General features: G+C 42.6%; 14 protein-coding genes. 3 read left to right on the top strand and 11 right to left on the bottom strand.

What is annotated here, in order from left to right; translation table 11 throughout:
• Positions 1–45: 45 nt before the first annotated feature.
• The 5 genes from NMG48_RS20145 to NMG48_RS20165 all read right to left on the bottom strand — a co-directional run bounded on the left by NMG48_RS20145 (position 46) and on the right by NMG48_RS20165 (position 5,075).
• Positions 46–1,392: a cytochrome P450 gene (locus NMG48_RS20145; protein WP_271253187.1), complete on the bottom strand. Its 1,347-nt coding sequence runs from the start codon at positions 1,390–1,392 to the stop codon at positions 46–48.
• 290 nt (positions 1,393–1,682) lie between these two features.
• Positions 1,683–2,771 (bottom strand): DUF4350 domain-containing protein, encoded by a 1,089-nt coding sequence (locus tag NMG48_RS20150; protein ID WP_271253188.1) that lies wholly within the window; start codon positions 2,769–2,771, stop codon positions 1,683–1,685.
• Positions 2,768–3,376 (bottom strand): DUF4129 domain-containing protein, encoded by a 609-nt coding sequence (locus tag NMG48_RS20155; RefSeq protein WP_271253189.1) that lies wholly within the window; start codon positions 3,374–3,376, stop codon positions 2,768–2,770. The genes NMG48_RS20150 and NMG48_RS20155 overlap by 4 nt, the downstream gene beginning before the upstream one ends.
• Complete coding sequence (locus NMG48_RS20160; protein WP_271253190.1) at positions 3,369–4,142, bottom strand: RDD family protein; 774 nt, start codon at positions 4,140–4,142, stop codon at positions 3,369–3,371. The genes NMG48_RS20155 and NMG48_RS20160 overlap by 8 nt, the downstream gene beginning before the upstream one ends.
• 12 nt (positions 4,143–4,154) lie before the next feature.
• Entirely contained in the window at positions 4,155–5,075 is a 921-nt protein-coding gene (locus NMG48_RS20165) for a hypothetical protein (RefSeq protein ID WP_271253191.1), read from the bottom strand.
• A gap of 63 nt (positions 5,076–5,138) precedes the next feature.
• On the opposite strand from NMG48_RS20165, the gene NMG48_RS20170 reads away from it, so the two are divergent.
• On the top strand, positions 5,139–6,098 hold the full coding sequence (locus tag NMG48_RS20170; protein WP_271253192.1) for a stage II sporulation protein M: 960 nt from the start codon (positions 5,139–5,141) through the stop codon (positions 6,096–6,098).
• Positions 6,099–6,133: 35 nt separating this feature from the next.
• On the opposite strand, the gene NMG48_RS20175 is transcribed toward NMG48_RS20170, so the two are convergent.
• The 6 genes from NMG48_RS20175 to NMG48_RS20200 form a co-directional block, all read right to left on the bottom strand.
• The gene (locus NMG48_RS20175) at positions 6,134–7,465 is read right to left on the bottom strand and encodes a DUF58 domain-containing protein (protein WP_271253193.1); all 1,332 of its coding nucleotides are present in this window, start codon (positions 7,463–7,465) and stop codon (positions 6,134–6,136) included.
• Positions 7,462–8,412: an AAA family ATPase gene (locus NMG48_RS20180; RefSeq protein ID WP_271253194.1), complete on the bottom strand. Its 951-nt coding sequence runs from the start codon at positions 8,410–8,412 to the stop codon at positions 7,462–7,464. The genes NMG48_RS20175 and NMG48_RS20180 overlap by 4 nt, the downstream gene beginning before the upstream one ends.
• Positions 8,409–9,062: an HAD hydrolase-like protein gene (locus NMG48_RS20185; RefSeq protein WP_271253195.1), complete on the bottom strand. Its 654-nt coding sequence runs from the start codon at positions 9,060–9,062 to the stop codon at positions 8,409–8,411. Before NMG48_RS20185 ends, NMG48_RS20180 begins: the two co-directional genes overlap by 4 nt.
• Positions 9,063–9,105: 43 nt before the next feature.
• Entirely contained in the window at positions 9,106–9,366 is a 261-nt protein-coding gene (locus tag NMG48_RS20190; protein ID WP_126386759.1) for a hypothetical protein, read from the bottom strand.
• Positions 9,367–9,500: 134 nt separating this feature from the next.
• A complete protein-coding gene (mltA, locus tag NMG48_RS20195; protein ID WP_271253196.1) occupies positions 9,501–10,769 on the bottom strand; it encodes a murein transglycosylase A in 1,269 nt (422 codons plus the stop codon).
• A 140-nt stretch (positions 10,770–10,909) separates the two neighbouring features.
• A complete protein-coding gene (locus NMG48_RS20200) occupies positions 10,910–11,662 on the bottom strand; it encodes a glycosyltransferase (RefSeq protein ID WP_271253197.1) in 753 nt (250 codons plus the stop codon).
• 98 nt (positions 11,663–11,760) lie between these two features.
• Here NMG48_RS20200 and NMG48_RS20205 point away from each other — a divergent pair, with 98 nt between their 5' ends.
• Together NMG48_RS20205 and NMG48_RS20210 are read left to right on the top strand one after the other, a co-directional pair.
• Positions 11,761–13,092 (top strand): hybrid sensor histidine kinase/response regulator, encoded by a 1,332-nt coding sequence (locus NMG48_RS20205; RefSeq protein WP_271253198.1) that lies wholly within the window; start codon positions 11,761–11,763, stop codon positions 13,090–13,092.
• A 132-nt stretch (positions 13,093–13,224) separates the two neighbouring features.
• Positions 13,225–14,319, top strand: a complete 1,095-nt coding sequence (locus NMG48_RS20210) for a hybrid sensor histidine kinase/response regulator (RefSeq protein ID WP_271253199.1) — start codon at positions 13,225–13,227, stop codon at positions 14,317–14,319.
• The last annotated feature ends 125 nt before the right edge of the window (positions 14,320–14,444 follow it).

The following is a 14,444-nucleotide window of genomic DNA, read 5'->3' on the forward strand; positions in this document are numbered from 1 at the left end:
TAGTACCAATTCGATGTCAGCGCAAAGCGATGCTCATCTAAACATCTAGATCGAGTTAATAACCATTTTAATACCACCAGCAGGGGCAAGAGTCACACCTCGGCGTTGTGGCTTAACTTTGTGGCGATCGCTGAGATCTAAATTGTAATTCGTCAAAATTGTGGCAAGAACAATCTTCATTTCAAATTGGGCAAGGGCTTCACCAACGCAACGGCGCACACCACCTCCAAAGGGCATAAACTCATAGGGAGAAAATTGGCGATCGAGAAATCGCTCTGGTTGGAATTGGTTAGCTTGAGGATACAAGTCTTCGCGATGGTGTAGTAAATAAATACAGCCAAGCACGATGGTATGAGGATCTAATTTATGCCCCAATAGTTCCACAGGTTCTTCTACCATTCTTGGAAAAGTCAACATCGCTACAGGATGAATTCGCAAAGTCTCATTACAAACAGCCGTCAGATATGGCAACTTAAAAATGCTCATCCAATCATGGCGATCGCTGATACTCTGTAGCTCTTGCAATAGCTTTTCTTTGACTTCTGGTAAGCGATGTATCCAATATAAAGCCCAAGACATCGCAGTTGCCGTAGTTTCATGTCCCGCCAGTAGTAGGGCAAGTAGTTCATCCCGTAACTCTACATCGGTCATGCTTTTGCCTTCTTCATCAATTGCCGATATCAGCATCGATAAAATATCGGTGCGATCAGGATCTTGCTGAGCGCGATGCTCTGCTATTTCTGCATAAATTAATTGGTCGATCGCTTCCATTTGGCGCAAAAATTTTCCCCAAGGACTCCAAGTGCCCAGATCTTTTTGTAAAGAAGGTAAGAAGAGTAATGATGAGCTTAATGGAGAAGTAAATAGAGAGGTCATTTCTGTCAACAGCCTTTTAAGTTGCTGACAGCGATCGCCATCATATAAACCAAATACCGTTTGTAAAATAATTTGTAAGGAAATATCCTGCATGACCTCTCTAGCAATGAATGGTTGCTGAGGTGTGAGACTATTCATTGCTTTGGTGGTTAAGTCAAAAATAACCTGCCCATAATTTTGCATTCGCGATCCATGAAAGGCTGGCATTACTAACTGTCTACGTTTTTTGTGGCGATCGCCTTCTAAGGTAAAGACAGAGTAATCCCCCACCATCGGTCTTAAAATGCCATTCAATTCTCCAGGGGCGCTAAATTGTTTGCGATCGTTGGTCAAAATCTGCTGAATAGCTTGTGGCTCGTTCACAAAAACGATTGAACTATTAAAGCCAATGATCCTAGCCGTAAATATATCGGGATATTCTTTGGCGGCTGACTCCATATAACCAACTGGATCAATGACCCATTGCGTCTTCTGCAAAAATTCAACTGTACTGATGGGATTGATTAGACTGAGCATGTTTTTAAGCGATCGTTAAGGGTTTATTTTTGGCATTCATATACCTGACACACCGTGTAAATTTTTACCCCCCTCAGTCCCCCCTTGAAAGGTGGGGAAAGCTAAATTCTCCCCCTTTCAAGGGGGAGTTAGAGGGGGTTTTTAGAGAGTTGGTGTATCAAGTATGTTAATACCTTATTTTTTGCAGTCCAGCGTTACCACACCACAAAAAATTGGTGTCAATTAAAGGTTTATTTTTTGTAGTAGTGCGGCAAAGCCGCACTACTACAAAAAATTAGTGTCAATATATTTTATGACAGGGACTCAGGGTTGTAGTTAATTCGCTGCCATTGCTCTAGCCATGTTAATAATTGCCGCTCACTGATACGTTGCTTGCTCTCAAGGGGAGTAAGCACAGCCGTAAGTTCAGAGGGCGACCGTCCAGTTTCTACCCAAGCATCCACAAGCTCTTGATGGGAGAGTAATGTTGTACCCAAGCCGAGTTTCTTTTGAAGAGTCAGTTTCTCTGCCTGCCCGATCGCCTGCATCACAAATTCACTAGCCCCCGCACGTGCCAAAACCATTGCTAGGGAATGAATGTAGGCTTGGCTATTATCGGGTTTTACGACCTCAACTGTTTGTGGGAGACCAAAGCGCTGATTGTGTGACCAAATGAGAACACAGAGGAGAATAACTGCTTGTATGGCGATCGCCAAAAGCGGTGTTTTGATCAGGTAGCTAATCCAATTGCCTTCTTGAAGCGCTTCCATGCTTTGCTTGTCTTTATAACCATGCAGGTATTCATCAACCCATATCGGTGGATTTTCCTTGACTAGTTGAGCTAATAAAGCATAGTTTCCTGCGGCATCTTGATAGGCATTAGCGGCAAGATAGGGCGTACTGACTTGAATGAGACTACCTTTCTCAATTTTTTCTTGACGCACAACCACTCCAAAGCGATCGCCCAAAATTTCTTGCTTCGAGGCTATGGGCTTAAACCTTCTTGAGGTGTCAATCTGAACAAGCCCCGCAGGACTTTCGATGGATTGATGGAAATTAGCGGCCGTGACAGGGGCAGAAACACCAACTTGGACAAGGGTATTACCTGCGGTGATCCATTTTTTTTCTTCGGAACTGAGAGCCAATTTGGATGCTGTGGGGAAAATGCGTATTAATGTCCCTTTTTGTTTAGGTAGAAAATCTTTTAAGGATTTTTCCCAGCGTTGAATGGGCAATTTGCGATTAAGCATATAGGCATACCAAGCACCATAGCCTTGGGGGGAGCGACTATAGGTAGAACCGGGGTGGGGGTTAGTATTAGGAGCGCTCAAGAAGATTAGTAGCACTGACACTACTATGGCGATCGCTATTCCTAAAATCCTTTTTCGCGATAGTTTCATGGTCGAATGCTACTGAGATAATGGTTGAGTTCTTGATAGGCCTGTTGGCAGCGTTCAAAGGAACTTACAGAAAGCATTTCATCGTTAAAACATAGGCGCTCATGGGTACTCAGCAAAATCTGATAGGTCTGCCATCGGGGGATATGCCTCAATAATTGCAAATACTCACCATCGGTACGGCTGGGTTGTTGTGGAGCGAGGGTAGCTTCATGGAGACGTTGGAGCATCGCCATATAAAGGGCGCGACAGGCTTCGCGATATTCACCTTGTCCTGCAAAATTTTGCGATCGCTGTTCCCATTCAATGGCAGCAGGAGTAACAGGTAATTTTTCCTCTGTTCTCATCCTTGGTCGGAGCCAACCAACTGTTTCTAAGTAGGGACGCATAATTTTAAAGATTTGCCAAAGCATCCAAGCGATCGCACTGCCGAGAATTGCCCATGCGAGCCAGATAGTGCCATTTACGACCCAGTCAGAAAGAGTCCAATCTGTACCGCGAATCGCCTGCTCAGCAGCAGGGAAAAAATTCAGTTCTAACCACTCACTTGTCCGCCGTTGAAACTGTTCGACCTGCCAATTCCAATCGCTTTTATCAAAACTACCCATGCGATCGCCTCCGTTGGGTCTGTTGCTGATATGCCAAAAATACTGCTTCTATAAAGGTTTCCGCATCGGATTTAAAGGGAATAGTCTCCAATTCGAGAATTGATTTAAGCTGGCGAGCGAGTTGGCGGCTTAAATTTTGACGGGCTTCAGGTTGGATTTGTTGGCGACGCTGCAAAAATTCGCGAATGGAAGCAAAATCATCGGGAAGCAGCAATGATAGATTACTGACTTCTAGAAGCTGGTCAGCAAAGGCTTCAGATTGATTGGAGAGAATAAGCTTCTGATCGTTAGAAGGACGCTCCTCTTGAATGACCACAGTTCCTGCTAGTAAATCCCCTAAACGTTTTTCTTGTTTATTAAAAACGATCATCAAAAAACCAATGGATAGGGCATCATCAATGGGACGCAACAAGGCTCTTAAGGTGGCTTGTGAGAGTCCTGCAGGTCTGCCATCGTCGCGGATTACCCGAATTTTGGCATAGCGTTTACCGGGGGTTTGTCCTTGCCAGAGGGACTCAAAAAAGATGAAATATCCGACAAAAATGCCAAAGGTGATTAATAGGGCGATCGCTAAGTACCATTTCTGTAGTCTAGGCGTAAATTGTGCAAACAGCATCGACCCCGTAAATATAACAACTGCGATCGCTCCACCTAACAAAATATAATCAACCATCAAGGCTTGAGCGCGATTGCCAATGCCCGCAAGGGTAAACTCTAGTTCCACACTCTCTGGAGTTTGCAGCGTAATTTTGTTAAAAAAACTCATGGGTTACTAGATCTAGATAAAATCATTCTCATCGTCGGTGTTATTTCCTTGGCGCAACTTGATATCTAGCCCTTCGCGACGGGTTCGCAAATCATAGTAAATCGCAGCTTTGATCGTTTGCCAGAGGGGCAGTACTAAAATTGAGCCTATTAGACTGAAGATGAAGGAAATGCCTGTACCTGTCCAAAACAGTGGAGATCCAGCTCTAGCACTAGCGAATAGAAACTGTGGTGCATAGTTGGTTAAAGCTGTTATGGGCAACGTTACTAAAAACGCGATCAAGGCAATCCCCTGTATTCTGAGTGCCGAATTTTTAGTTAAATCCCAACTGCGGCTAATACTTTCACTTGCGGTAACGTTACCTTCTACAGCTAAGGGAACTTCCGCAATCATCCATCGCGCAAAGTACCATGACAGGATAATTGCTATACCTAAAGCAGTTATTGTGGCAACCAGAACTCCTGCGATTACAGGGTTAAGACTATTTCGTAAAATGAAGCCCAAAATTGTTGCTACAACAATTAAGGCGATCGCCGCCAGAATGTAAATAATAAAGAGTTGTAATCCCACAAGAATCGATATCCACCAAAATTGCCAAAGCTTGGGATCAATATGTTGACGGGCTTTGCTTTCGGTTTCAGGATTTCCGATTAGTTCTTGGTAGGCAAGTCGCGAAATTAGGGCTGAGTTGGTTAGATACTTGGCGATCCCTGCTAGTAGCAATATAAAGGCGATCGCCAATAGAAGCCAAGGATATCGTCTGCTTACGACAAATAACCCACTTGCTACTCCCAAAAGTATTAGTGGTAGGATGATCCAAAGATAAGCTTTAAGTGCAATACCAAAGTAAGTCTGTAGGTTGGAACGATATAGCACCAGTCCTGTGCTGACCACATTACCAATACTGAGGGGGCGAAGGGGAGCGCGACTCATGGGACAAACCTCTAATTTCGCATTTTGTTTAGGCTAACCTAGATTAACAGCTAATTCAAGATCATGGATGTACAACGTTGGATTGCAAGGCGTGAGACTCAGTGGCAAGAGCTAGAAGCTCTACTAAAACGCTTAGAAACTAAAGGACTCAAATCTCTAAAAGCCGATGAGATTGCTTTACTGGCTAGTCTTTACCGATCAGTATCTGCTGATCTTGCACGGGCGAAGACGAACCAATTGGGAGAGACCATCATCCAGCAGTTACAAACTCTGACTTCCCGTAGTTACAGTCAGATTTATCAAGGATCGCGCAAACAGGAATGGCGTGCAGTTCTATCCTTTTATCTCTGGGGATTTCCCTCAGTAGTCTACGAGTCTAGAATTTATATTGCGATCGCAACCTTCCTATTTATGGTTGGTGCGCTGATTGCTTGGTGGTTTTCTTGGCGTGATCCATCGTTTTTAGCATTGGTTGTCCCCGAGCGATTAATCTCCCTAGTTCGCGATCGCGGCGAATTGTGGATGGGATCGATTTTAGGCTCTGAACCCCTTGCATCCAGTGGCATTGCTATCAATAACATGACTGTTTGCTTCCGCACTGTGGCTGGTGGAATTACGGGTGGCTTGTTAACAGCTTATTTTTTGTTTTTTAATGGGATTTTATTAGGTGCGATCGGTGCTTTAGTTCAGCAAAATGGATTGGCATATCCTTTCTGGGCGTTTGTCTTTCCCCACGGTGCGCTGGAGTTACCTGCAATTTTTTTAGCAGGAGCCGCAGGTTTACTAATTGCCAAAGCGTTACTATTCCCTGCGCCCTATCGCCGCATTGATGCTTTCAAAATCTATGGCAATCAGGCTGCCCAATTGATGTTTGGTGTCGTTCCTTTGTTGCTAATTGCAGGAGCGATCGAGGGATTTATCTCACCTAATCCTGCGATACCCGCACCATTCAAATATTTAGGAGGAACTCTGCTTCTGTGTGGATTACTCGCCTATTTTCGGAACCGTCCATCATCACTTTAACAAGTGTCAGCGCTTCGCGCTGACACTTGTATTGATTACAGTTGATTTTTTAATTTCAACATTAAATAGCGATTTACTAATTCTTCGCTTACTTGATTGGCAGGAGCATCTAGAACCAATACACCTTTCTGCTTGAGAGAAGCAAAGGCTAATTCACGTTGGGAAATTAGATCTAAAGCCACTGCACGGCTATAGGATGCGGCGATCGCTTGATTGGTACTTTCGGAAATGGGAGTTGACGTATGGGCAAGGCGATCGACTTCAGGATCACGCAAAGTTACACAGAAGGGTAAATATCGGGGACGCAGTCTGGCGAGTGCTAATAACAATTCTGCCGAAGCAACAGCATCAACGATATCGGTAATCACCACCACAAGGGCACGACGAATTTGTTGCTGGACAACGGTAGTTACCGCATTGACATAATCAGGTTCTAGTAACTCAGGTTGAATCGGGGTCAGGCGTTCGATAAATTTTGCCATCTGTGCCTGCCCCCGTTCGGGGGGAATCCAAGTATGGATTTTGCGATCAAATACGCCTATCCCTACGCGATCGCCTCGATGAATGCCTGCGAGGGCTAGTCCGAGGGCAGCATTCATTCCAAAATCAAAGCGGGTCATACCCTGAATCTTTGCGGTCATCAATCGCCCCCGATCGAGCAGAATAATCAAAGTCTGCTCATGTTCTGGTTCGAGAACCCGCACCATCGGTTTGCTACGTTTGGCAGTCGCTTTCCAATCCACTAGTCGCAGATCATCACCCGCATTATATTCCCTTAGTTCTGAAAACTCAGTTCCAATCCCTAAACGTCGGCGTGACTCTATCGATCCCGTAGATTGTAAAGCCAACTTGATCGAGAGCGATCGCAAAGACATCAGATCAGGATAAACACCTACAGTTGCCTGAGACGCGATTTTCCAAGACCGCCAAGCTAGTCCCCAACGCCCAATCTGACGAATCTGCATATCTTGCCAAGTATATTCTCCACGCACAAGGGGGTGGACTGTATAAGCCAGATCCTGCGTAGTCTCATGATCCAGCTCAACTTCAAGCTGGGCATGGCTTACTTGAAAGTCAGAGGGAAATCCGTCCCGAATTTGCACTCTGTCCCCAATCCTGCCTGCAACTGTAATTGTTATAGGATTGTCTCGCCCGATAGATAAGCGGGGAAGGGGATGTCGAATAGCATTGACAGGCTCAATCTGACGAGCATCCAACCAAACCATAAATAGAAGTATCAGATTCCACAAGAATAAAATGAGAGATGATACTTGCCATCGCAACTCTGTTCCTGCGATCGCTGAGACAATAGTGGCGATCGCACCACCCAAACCCAAAAGCAAATAGGTACGGCTAGTTGGGGTCATCGTGGTACAGCCACCTGTTTGAGAAGAGATTGGATTACAGACTCGATGGATACTCCATCCAATTGGGCTTCAGAACGTAGAATTAAGCGGTGACGTAATAGAGGTGGTGCAACGATCTTAATATCATCAGGGGTTACAAACTCCCGTTCCGATAGCCAAGCAGATGCCTTGCTAGCCAGTAACCAAGCAACTGCGGCCCTTGGAGAAGCTCCTAAGGATAAATCAGGATGTCGCCTTGTCCGTTCCACTAGGGCTAATAGATATTCAATTACCGATTCATGGACATTGATGGCGCGGACTTCTTTTTGGGCTTGTAGACATTGCTCAACTGTGGCAATTGGCTCCAATTGAGATAAATTGCTACGATTGGTGCGTCCTCCTTCATGACTGCTTAGCAACATCTGCTTTTCAGAAGCGGGATCGGGATAATTTACGATTAACTTAAATAGAAAGCGATCCAATTGCGCTTCGGGTAAGGGATAGGTTCCTTCAAATTCTAGGGAGTTTTGCGTAGCGATCGTCCAGAATAGCTCAGATAGGGGGAGGCTCTCTCCATCTAGTGTCACCTGTCGTTCTTCCATTGCTTCTAGCAACGCAGATTGAGTCTTGGGTGGAGTGCGGTTAATTTCATCCGTTAAGAGAATCTGCGTAAAAACTGGTCCTTTCTTAAGAACAAACTTACGAGTATTGAGGTCAAAAATATTAGTCCCTAAAATATCCGACGGCAAAATATCTGGAGTCAATTGAATACGCCGAAATTCTGCCTGTAGGAGTTTAGCTAAAACTTTAACTGTAAGAGTTTTACCAGTGCCGGGGACACCTTCGAGAATGACATGACCACCAGATAGCAAGGCAATCAGTAACTGATTCACTAAAACTGATTGTCCAAAGACAACATTGCTGAGTTGTTCTGCCAGTTGATGGAAAAGAGCCTGAGTTTTGCTCATACAATTATGTTCAATATTAAGTGGGAAATTTCCTGAGGAGAATGGGCTAGTAGATCGACACCATGTTCTTTTAGCTCTGCTTCAGTACCATAGCCATAGGTGACACCGATCGCTAAAACTTGATTTTGTTTTGCGCCAACTACATCATGATAGCGATCGCCGATCATCACGGTCTGAGCAGGAGCTATATTTTCTTGATCCAGAATATGGCGGATTAGTTCACTTTTGATGCTGTTTGTCCCATCTAGTTCACTACCATAGATACCATCAAACATTGATGACAAGCCAAAATGCTCGATAATTCTCTTGGCATAAATATGGGGCTTAGAGGTTGCTACATAGGTTTGATAGCCTTCATTCCGAATTAATTTCAGAGTTTCGGGGATATCAGGGTAGAGCAGATTCTCGAATAGGCCAATAGTTGAAAAGCGATCGCGATATAAAGAAATTGCTTTGTCAACTAAATCTCGATCATTAGTTTCTAAAAGCTTGGCAAAGCTTACTGACAGGGGAGGTCCAATACACCATAACAGATCTGTGGTTGCAGGTGGTTGGTAGCCAAGGTTGGCGATCGCATATTGAATACAGGTGGTAATCCCGATTTTAGGATCAGTGAGAGTTCCATCAAGATCAAATAAAATGGCATTCATTACACTTTGAACTACTCAGCATTGTGAGCAGTTGAATATTTTTTTAGCTTTGACGATTAAGTTCTTGTAATAGCCATTCATCAACGGGTTGTCCGTCTTTGCGAAGGAGTTCTATCTCTACGTTAACCGAGGAAACAGAACCCACAGGAGCCATTTTTTGATTAAAGCGAATTATATAATCCTTAGGATTATGCCTACGTTCCTTGAGCCAATCTTGGACTTTGATTTCCGCAAAGAGTGACTGCCCCTGTTCAAACATTCGCGTAATCTGCATTCTAAGCGTAAAAGGATTATTAATTGGCATAAATTTTTCTCTTACTTATGGTTGGGTAGTATAACTATAGCCAAAATAAAACCCAAAAGAGAGTTGCGGCGCTTCGCACCGCAACTCTCTTTTGGGTTTTGGGTTTGTCCTAACATAACTGGCTAACGCTAAATTTACTTTAGAACAAGATAATACAATTGACCGTCACCTTTAATCAGCCCCGCACGTTGCTTTGCGCGATCGCCTGTTCCCATAAAAATATCTACACGCCCCGCGCCACGAATTGCCCCACCAGTATCTTGATCGAGGACAAAGCGTTGTACTTTACGCAGTTCTAGTTTGCCAGTTTTAGGATTTTCAAAGGGGATTTCGGTTTGAATAAGGGCAATACCACCAGAGGGGAAGATTTTTTTGTCCGTAGCGATCGAGCGCTCGGCACTCACTGGCCAGCCAAGACTACCCGTTGCAGGCTTGCCATTAGTTTCGCGGAAAAAGACAAAGCTAGGATTGCGGTTGAGATAGGTATTTAAGTCTTGGGGATTTTTTTGAAAATATTCAATGAGAGTTTGTAGAGTCACATCTTCGAGACGCATTTTGCCATCTCTAACTAGCTCTGCCCCCACTGAGCGATAGGGCTGATCGGTTTTACCTGCATAGCCCACAGTCAATAATTTGCCATCGGGTAACTCAAACCTTGCTGAGCCTTGGACATGTACTAAAAATGCTTGGAAGCGATCGCTTAACCATGCGATTTCTAGTCCTGCTAATTTTTTGCTCCCCTCAAGCATGGGACGAGTGGGATGGGGTGAACTCCATTCTCCAAAGTCAGCAGGTAAGCGATATAAAGGATATTTGAACTCATCAGTCCGAGTCCGACTCGCCTTATATACCGCTTCGTAATAACCTGTAAACTGCACCAACCCCGTACCATCGCGCCCCACCGACTGATATAAATTAAACTCACGATTTACAGCTTGTTGGAGATCCTTGGCAGTGCGCGACACTTGGACAAGGCGACGAAACCGCACCAAACTGCGCTCCATGAGATCTTGACTAATTCCCGCTACAGGATAACGTTTGGCGGCATTAGGGGTGCGAATATATTGAATACTATTGTCGATCGCTTGTAGGAGATTAGGGCGATCGCTCTCTAACAGATCATCAGCAAGATCGAGCGTGAGAGGATTAACGGCGCGAGGAGAAATGGGGACAACCGCTTGCGCCATTTTGAGTTCTGCTGCCTCGACTGGTGCTTGAAACTCAGTCTGCATATAGCAAGGTGGCACAGCACAAATCAGTCCCACCCAAGTTGCAAATAGGATATCCCCACCACGATATACAACCGATTGCCATGAGTGCGATTTTTGATGCGATTTTTGATATTGTGGCGATCTCTGTAATCGGCTATAGGCATGAATGCGATTAGTGTTAGAGCTTGTCACTCTTAAGAACTCCTCATTAAAATTTTTAGGTTGCATTATTATTGCAGCCAATCAAGGGATTGGACAATTTTCGTTAATTCGTCTTGCGTCAGAAATTGCTTGTCTACACGAATCCGTGAGAAATATCTATATTTTCTAAATTATTTTTTTAAACCCTCGTCATATTTGACGTTGATGCTAGCTTTTTGTTCATATAGACGATTGAGCCATGCAGGATCGATCTTGAAGTGATAACAGACTTTTAATAGTTGGTTGAGCATGGCATGACGATATATTCCCCTCTGCTGAAATCTTCTTGCTGAGGTAATCACCTTGCCTTGAGCGAGTACTGGTTTAGAAAACTGGCGGAGGCGATCGCTTAAGACCGTATCTTCAAAAATATCAAGTTCGGGGATATTGCCAACTTTAGCTAAAACTTGGCGATCGACAAATGGGCAGTGATCGAGGTACACAATTCCCTTGTGCTTAACCCGCACATTGTCAGAATACCAAGATGTAAAACGTAACAACCAATGAGGATCATCAAAACTATGCTGAAACGCACCCCAAGCATAATCAGCTCTCTCAGATCCTAAAGTCTGCTCAATTAACTTTAAGGCATTTTGCTCTGGCAAAAGAGTTGCAGGATGGTGTAATAAAATAATTTCCCCTGTGCTAATGGCAATTCCATCATTGAGCCTCTGCGCACGATTTCGGGCAGGCGATCGCACCACATGAAAATCTGAAAACTTTGCAGCATATGCCTTTAAAGCCTCTTCGGTTCCGTCTTCACTGGCACTTACAACGGCAATAATTTCTTTGTTGCCATCTTGCTCGACTAAGTTAGTAAGAATACGATCTAGATAGCCATGACGAATTTCATAAAAACAAGGCAAAATAACTGAAAAACGCATAGATTTACCAAAATAGACATGCCAAAATAAATGTTAGATTCTCATTTCTATATTTTACTAAAGAGTATTATGTTTAGATACATCATAATTTTGGGCATATGAATAATTCAGAATCAAACCTGATGCAAAATCAGAATTCAGATCTAACGGAAGAAGGTGAATTTGAAGAAAGAGAGCGAGTAAACAATTCTTCAGTCTTGATTGTTGATGACACTATTTATAATATTCAACTGCTATCGCTGATGCTCATCAGACAAGGTTATAAAGTTGAGCAAGCTACAAATGGAAAAGAAGCATTAGAAAAAGCAACTAGACAATTACCTGACATAATTTTGCTTGATATTCGGATGCCTGATATTGATGGCTATGAAGTTTGTAAAATATTAAAAGATAATCCTAAAACTCAAGCAATTCCTATCATTTTTATTAGCTCGATCGAAGAACCATCGGAAAAAGTGGAAGCTTTTTCTGTTGGCGGTGTGGATTATATTAGTAAACCATTTCAATTAATTGAAGTATTAGCTAGAATTGAAACCCATTTGCGATTATGCTCACTCCAAAAGAAACTTCAAGAACAAAATGAACAATTGCAACTATCTGCTTCCGTATTAGCGCGATCGCTCAAACAGGAGCGAGAGCTAAGTGAAATGAAAACCAACTTTATTTCGGTTGTTTCCCACGAGTTTCGTACTCCTCTTACTACTATTCAAAGTGCCTCCGAACTACTCGAACACTACGAATGGACAAAAGAAGAACAAACTGAACAACTACACCAAATTCAATCAGAAGTTAAGCATATGACTGAGTTGATGGAGGATGTATTGTTTCTCAGTCGGACTAATGCCAATAAAACCAAGTTAAACTTAACTGAGTTTGATCTTTTGAAATTTAGCAAACAACTATTGCGACAAATCAAAAGAACATTTGGGAAAAATTATAATCTGAATTCACTTTTTCATGATCTAGTTAATAATGTATTAATTGAAAATATTCATTTGCAAAATGAAATTCCAGAATTAATGGTTAAAATGGATGAAAAACTATTGCGACAAATTCTATCAAACTTGACGACAAATGCGATTAAATATTCCCATGAAAACAGTGATATTGACTTTAAAATTGCCATTGATCAGGATCATGTAACTTTTACTATTGGTGATCATGGTATTGGTATCCCTGAAGAAGATTTAACCTATTTATTTAGTGCATTTCATCGTGGTAAAAATGTAGGTATCTTGCCTGGTACAGGTTTAGGTCTATCAATTGTAAAAAACTGTGTAGATATCCATAACGGATCTATCTCTGTCAATACTCGATTGAACATTGGTACAGAATTTACCGTTGTCTTACCACTTTACGAGGTTATAAATAATCCTATAAATAAACCTGTAAATAATCTTACAAATTTTAGTGACGCTCCGACTGATTAACTGTCGTTAGTCCGTATAGTTGCATATAGTCTCTTTTCTTACTTATTTTCTAGGTGTTATGTCTTATTTTGAGTAACGATCTCTATCGGTCTCTATCGGTATAATAATTATTAAGGAAACTGTAAAGCTAGTATGAAAAAAATTCTCCTCATCGAAGATAACCCTAACGTTTTGCAAAATACATCAAGAATGCTGCAAGCTGAGGGCTATATGGTGATCACTGCAAATAATGGTCGCCAAGGTTTAGAGATGGCTCAGCAGCAAATTCCTAGTTTGATTATTTGCGATATTATGATGCCAGAAATAGATGGCTATGGAGTTATTAGCGCGTTAAGAACTAATCCTGCAACTACAGCAATTCCTTTTATATTTCTTAGTGCCAAATCCGATAAAACAGACTTCCGCCAAGGTATGGAACTTGGCTCAGATGATTATTTGACTAAACCGTTTACCAGAGATGAATTACTCGGTGCAATCAATGCTCAGTTTAAAAAGCAAGACATAATCAACAGTTATTACAGACAAGAACTAGATAATTTGCGTGGCAATATATCTAAGTCGCTACCGCATCAGTTGCTATTTCCTGCGATCGAAGTGATGGGTTTAGCCGATATCTTGGTCAAAAATTATCATGCAATGGAAGCCCATGAGGTTCCTGATATTGGTAAGCGCATTCGCAAAGCAGGAAGGAATATGCACGAAATGGTGAAAAAATTCCTGCTATATGCTGAGTTGGAGTCAACGGAAAATAGTACCGAGTGGATAGCCCAAATTCGTAATAGCAAGACTACTTTTGTGGATATTGAGATTGCGAGCTGTGCTAAGAAGACTGCTGAGTATTATAATCGCAGCACTGACCTGGTTCTTGATATTCAGGATGCGGCGATTCAAATCTCGGATTCCTATTTAAATACTATTGCTAAAGAAGTTATTGATAATAGTTTTAAGTTTTCTCCTGAAGGTACTTCTGTCAGTGTGTCTGGCAGTAGTGATGATAAGGAATATTGCTTATCCGTAACTGATCATGGACAGGGGATTGAACCAGAACAAATTGCTAGTTTTGGAGCCTATATGAAGTTTGAGAAAAAGCTCTATATTCAGCAGGGAACTGGCTTGGGCTTAGCGATCGCAAAGCGACTTGTTGAGCTTCATGGCGGTAGATTAGAGATTAATAGTGTTCCCTATGAACAAACTGTAATTAAAGTGTTTCTGCCTCTTGCTATTTAATTCTCTTTGGGCTATTTCTTTACGGTTTGCCATTGAGCATCTGTACATTTGCAAACTAAAAAATCAAACTCATTCTTTCTCAAAGGCGACGCATTGCGCCGCCTTTGAGATTTGATAAGTAGCTC

This window comes from Pseudanabaena sp. Chao 1811 (assembly GCF_027942295.1).
Classification (GTDB): Bacteria; Cyanobacteriota; Cyanobacteriia; order Pseudanabaenales; family Pseudanabaenaceae; genus Pseudanabaena.

What these genes read in the sequence shown, in the direction of transcription:
- NMG48_RS20175 (WP_271253193.1), bottom strand. Translation starts at nt 7,465, where the DNA reads ATGACCCCAACTAGCCGTACCTATTTGCTTTTGGGTTTGGGTGGTGCG.
- NMG48_RS20190 (WP_126386759.1), bottom strand. Translation starts at nt 9,366, where the DNA reads ATGCCAATTAATAATCCTTTTACGCTTAGAATGCAGATTACGCGAATG.
- NMG48_RS20155 (WP_271253189.1), bottom strand. Translation starts at nt 3,376, where the DNA reads ATGGGTAGTTTTGATAAAAGCGATTGGAATTGGCAGGTCGAACAGTTT.
- NMG48_RS20160 (WP_271253190.1), bottom strand. Translation starts at nt 4,142, where the DNA reads ATGAGTTTTTTTAACAAAATTACGCTGCAAACTCCAGAGAGTGTGGAA.
- NMG48_RS20150 (WP_271253188.1), bottom strand. Translation starts at nt 2,771, where the DNA reads ATGAAACTATCGCGAAAAAGGATTTTAGGAATAGCGATCGCCATAGTA.
- NMG48_RS20165 (WP_271253191.1), bottom strand. Translation starts at nt 5,075, where the DNA reads ATGAGTCGCGCTCCCCTTCGCCCCCTCAGTATTGGTAATGTGGTCAGC.
- NMG48_RS20200 (WP_271253197.1), bottom strand. Translation starts at nt 11,662, where the DNA reads ATGCGTTTTTCAGTTATTTTGCCTTGTTTTTATGAAATTCGTCATGGC.
- NMG48_RS20145 (WP_271253187.1), bottom strand. Translation starts at nt 1,392, where the DNA reads ATGCTCAGTCTAATCAATCCCATCAGTACAGTTGAATTTTTGCAGAAG.
- NMG48_RS20210 (WP_271253199.1), top strand. Translation starts at nt 13,225, where the DNA reads ATGAAAAAAATTCTCCTCATCGAAGATAACCCTAACGTTTTGCAAAAT.
- NMG48_RS20205 (WP_271253198.1), top strand. Translation starts at nt 11,761, where the DNA reads ATGAATAATTCAGAATCAAACCTGATGCAAAATCAGAATTCAGATCTA.
- NMG48_RS20170 (WP_271253192.1), top strand. Translation starts at nt 5,139, where the DNA reads ATGGATGTACAACGTTGGATTGCAAGGCGTGAGACTCAGTGGCAAGAG.
- NMG48_RS20185 (WP_271253195.1), bottom strand. Translation starts at nt 9,062, where the DNA reads ATGAATGCCATTTTATTTGATCTTGATGGAACTCTCACTGATCCTAAA.
- NMG48_RS20180 (WP_271253194.1), bottom strand. Translation starts at nt 8,412, where the DNA reads ATGAGCAAAACTCAGGCTCTTTTCCATCAACTGGCAGAACAACTCAGC.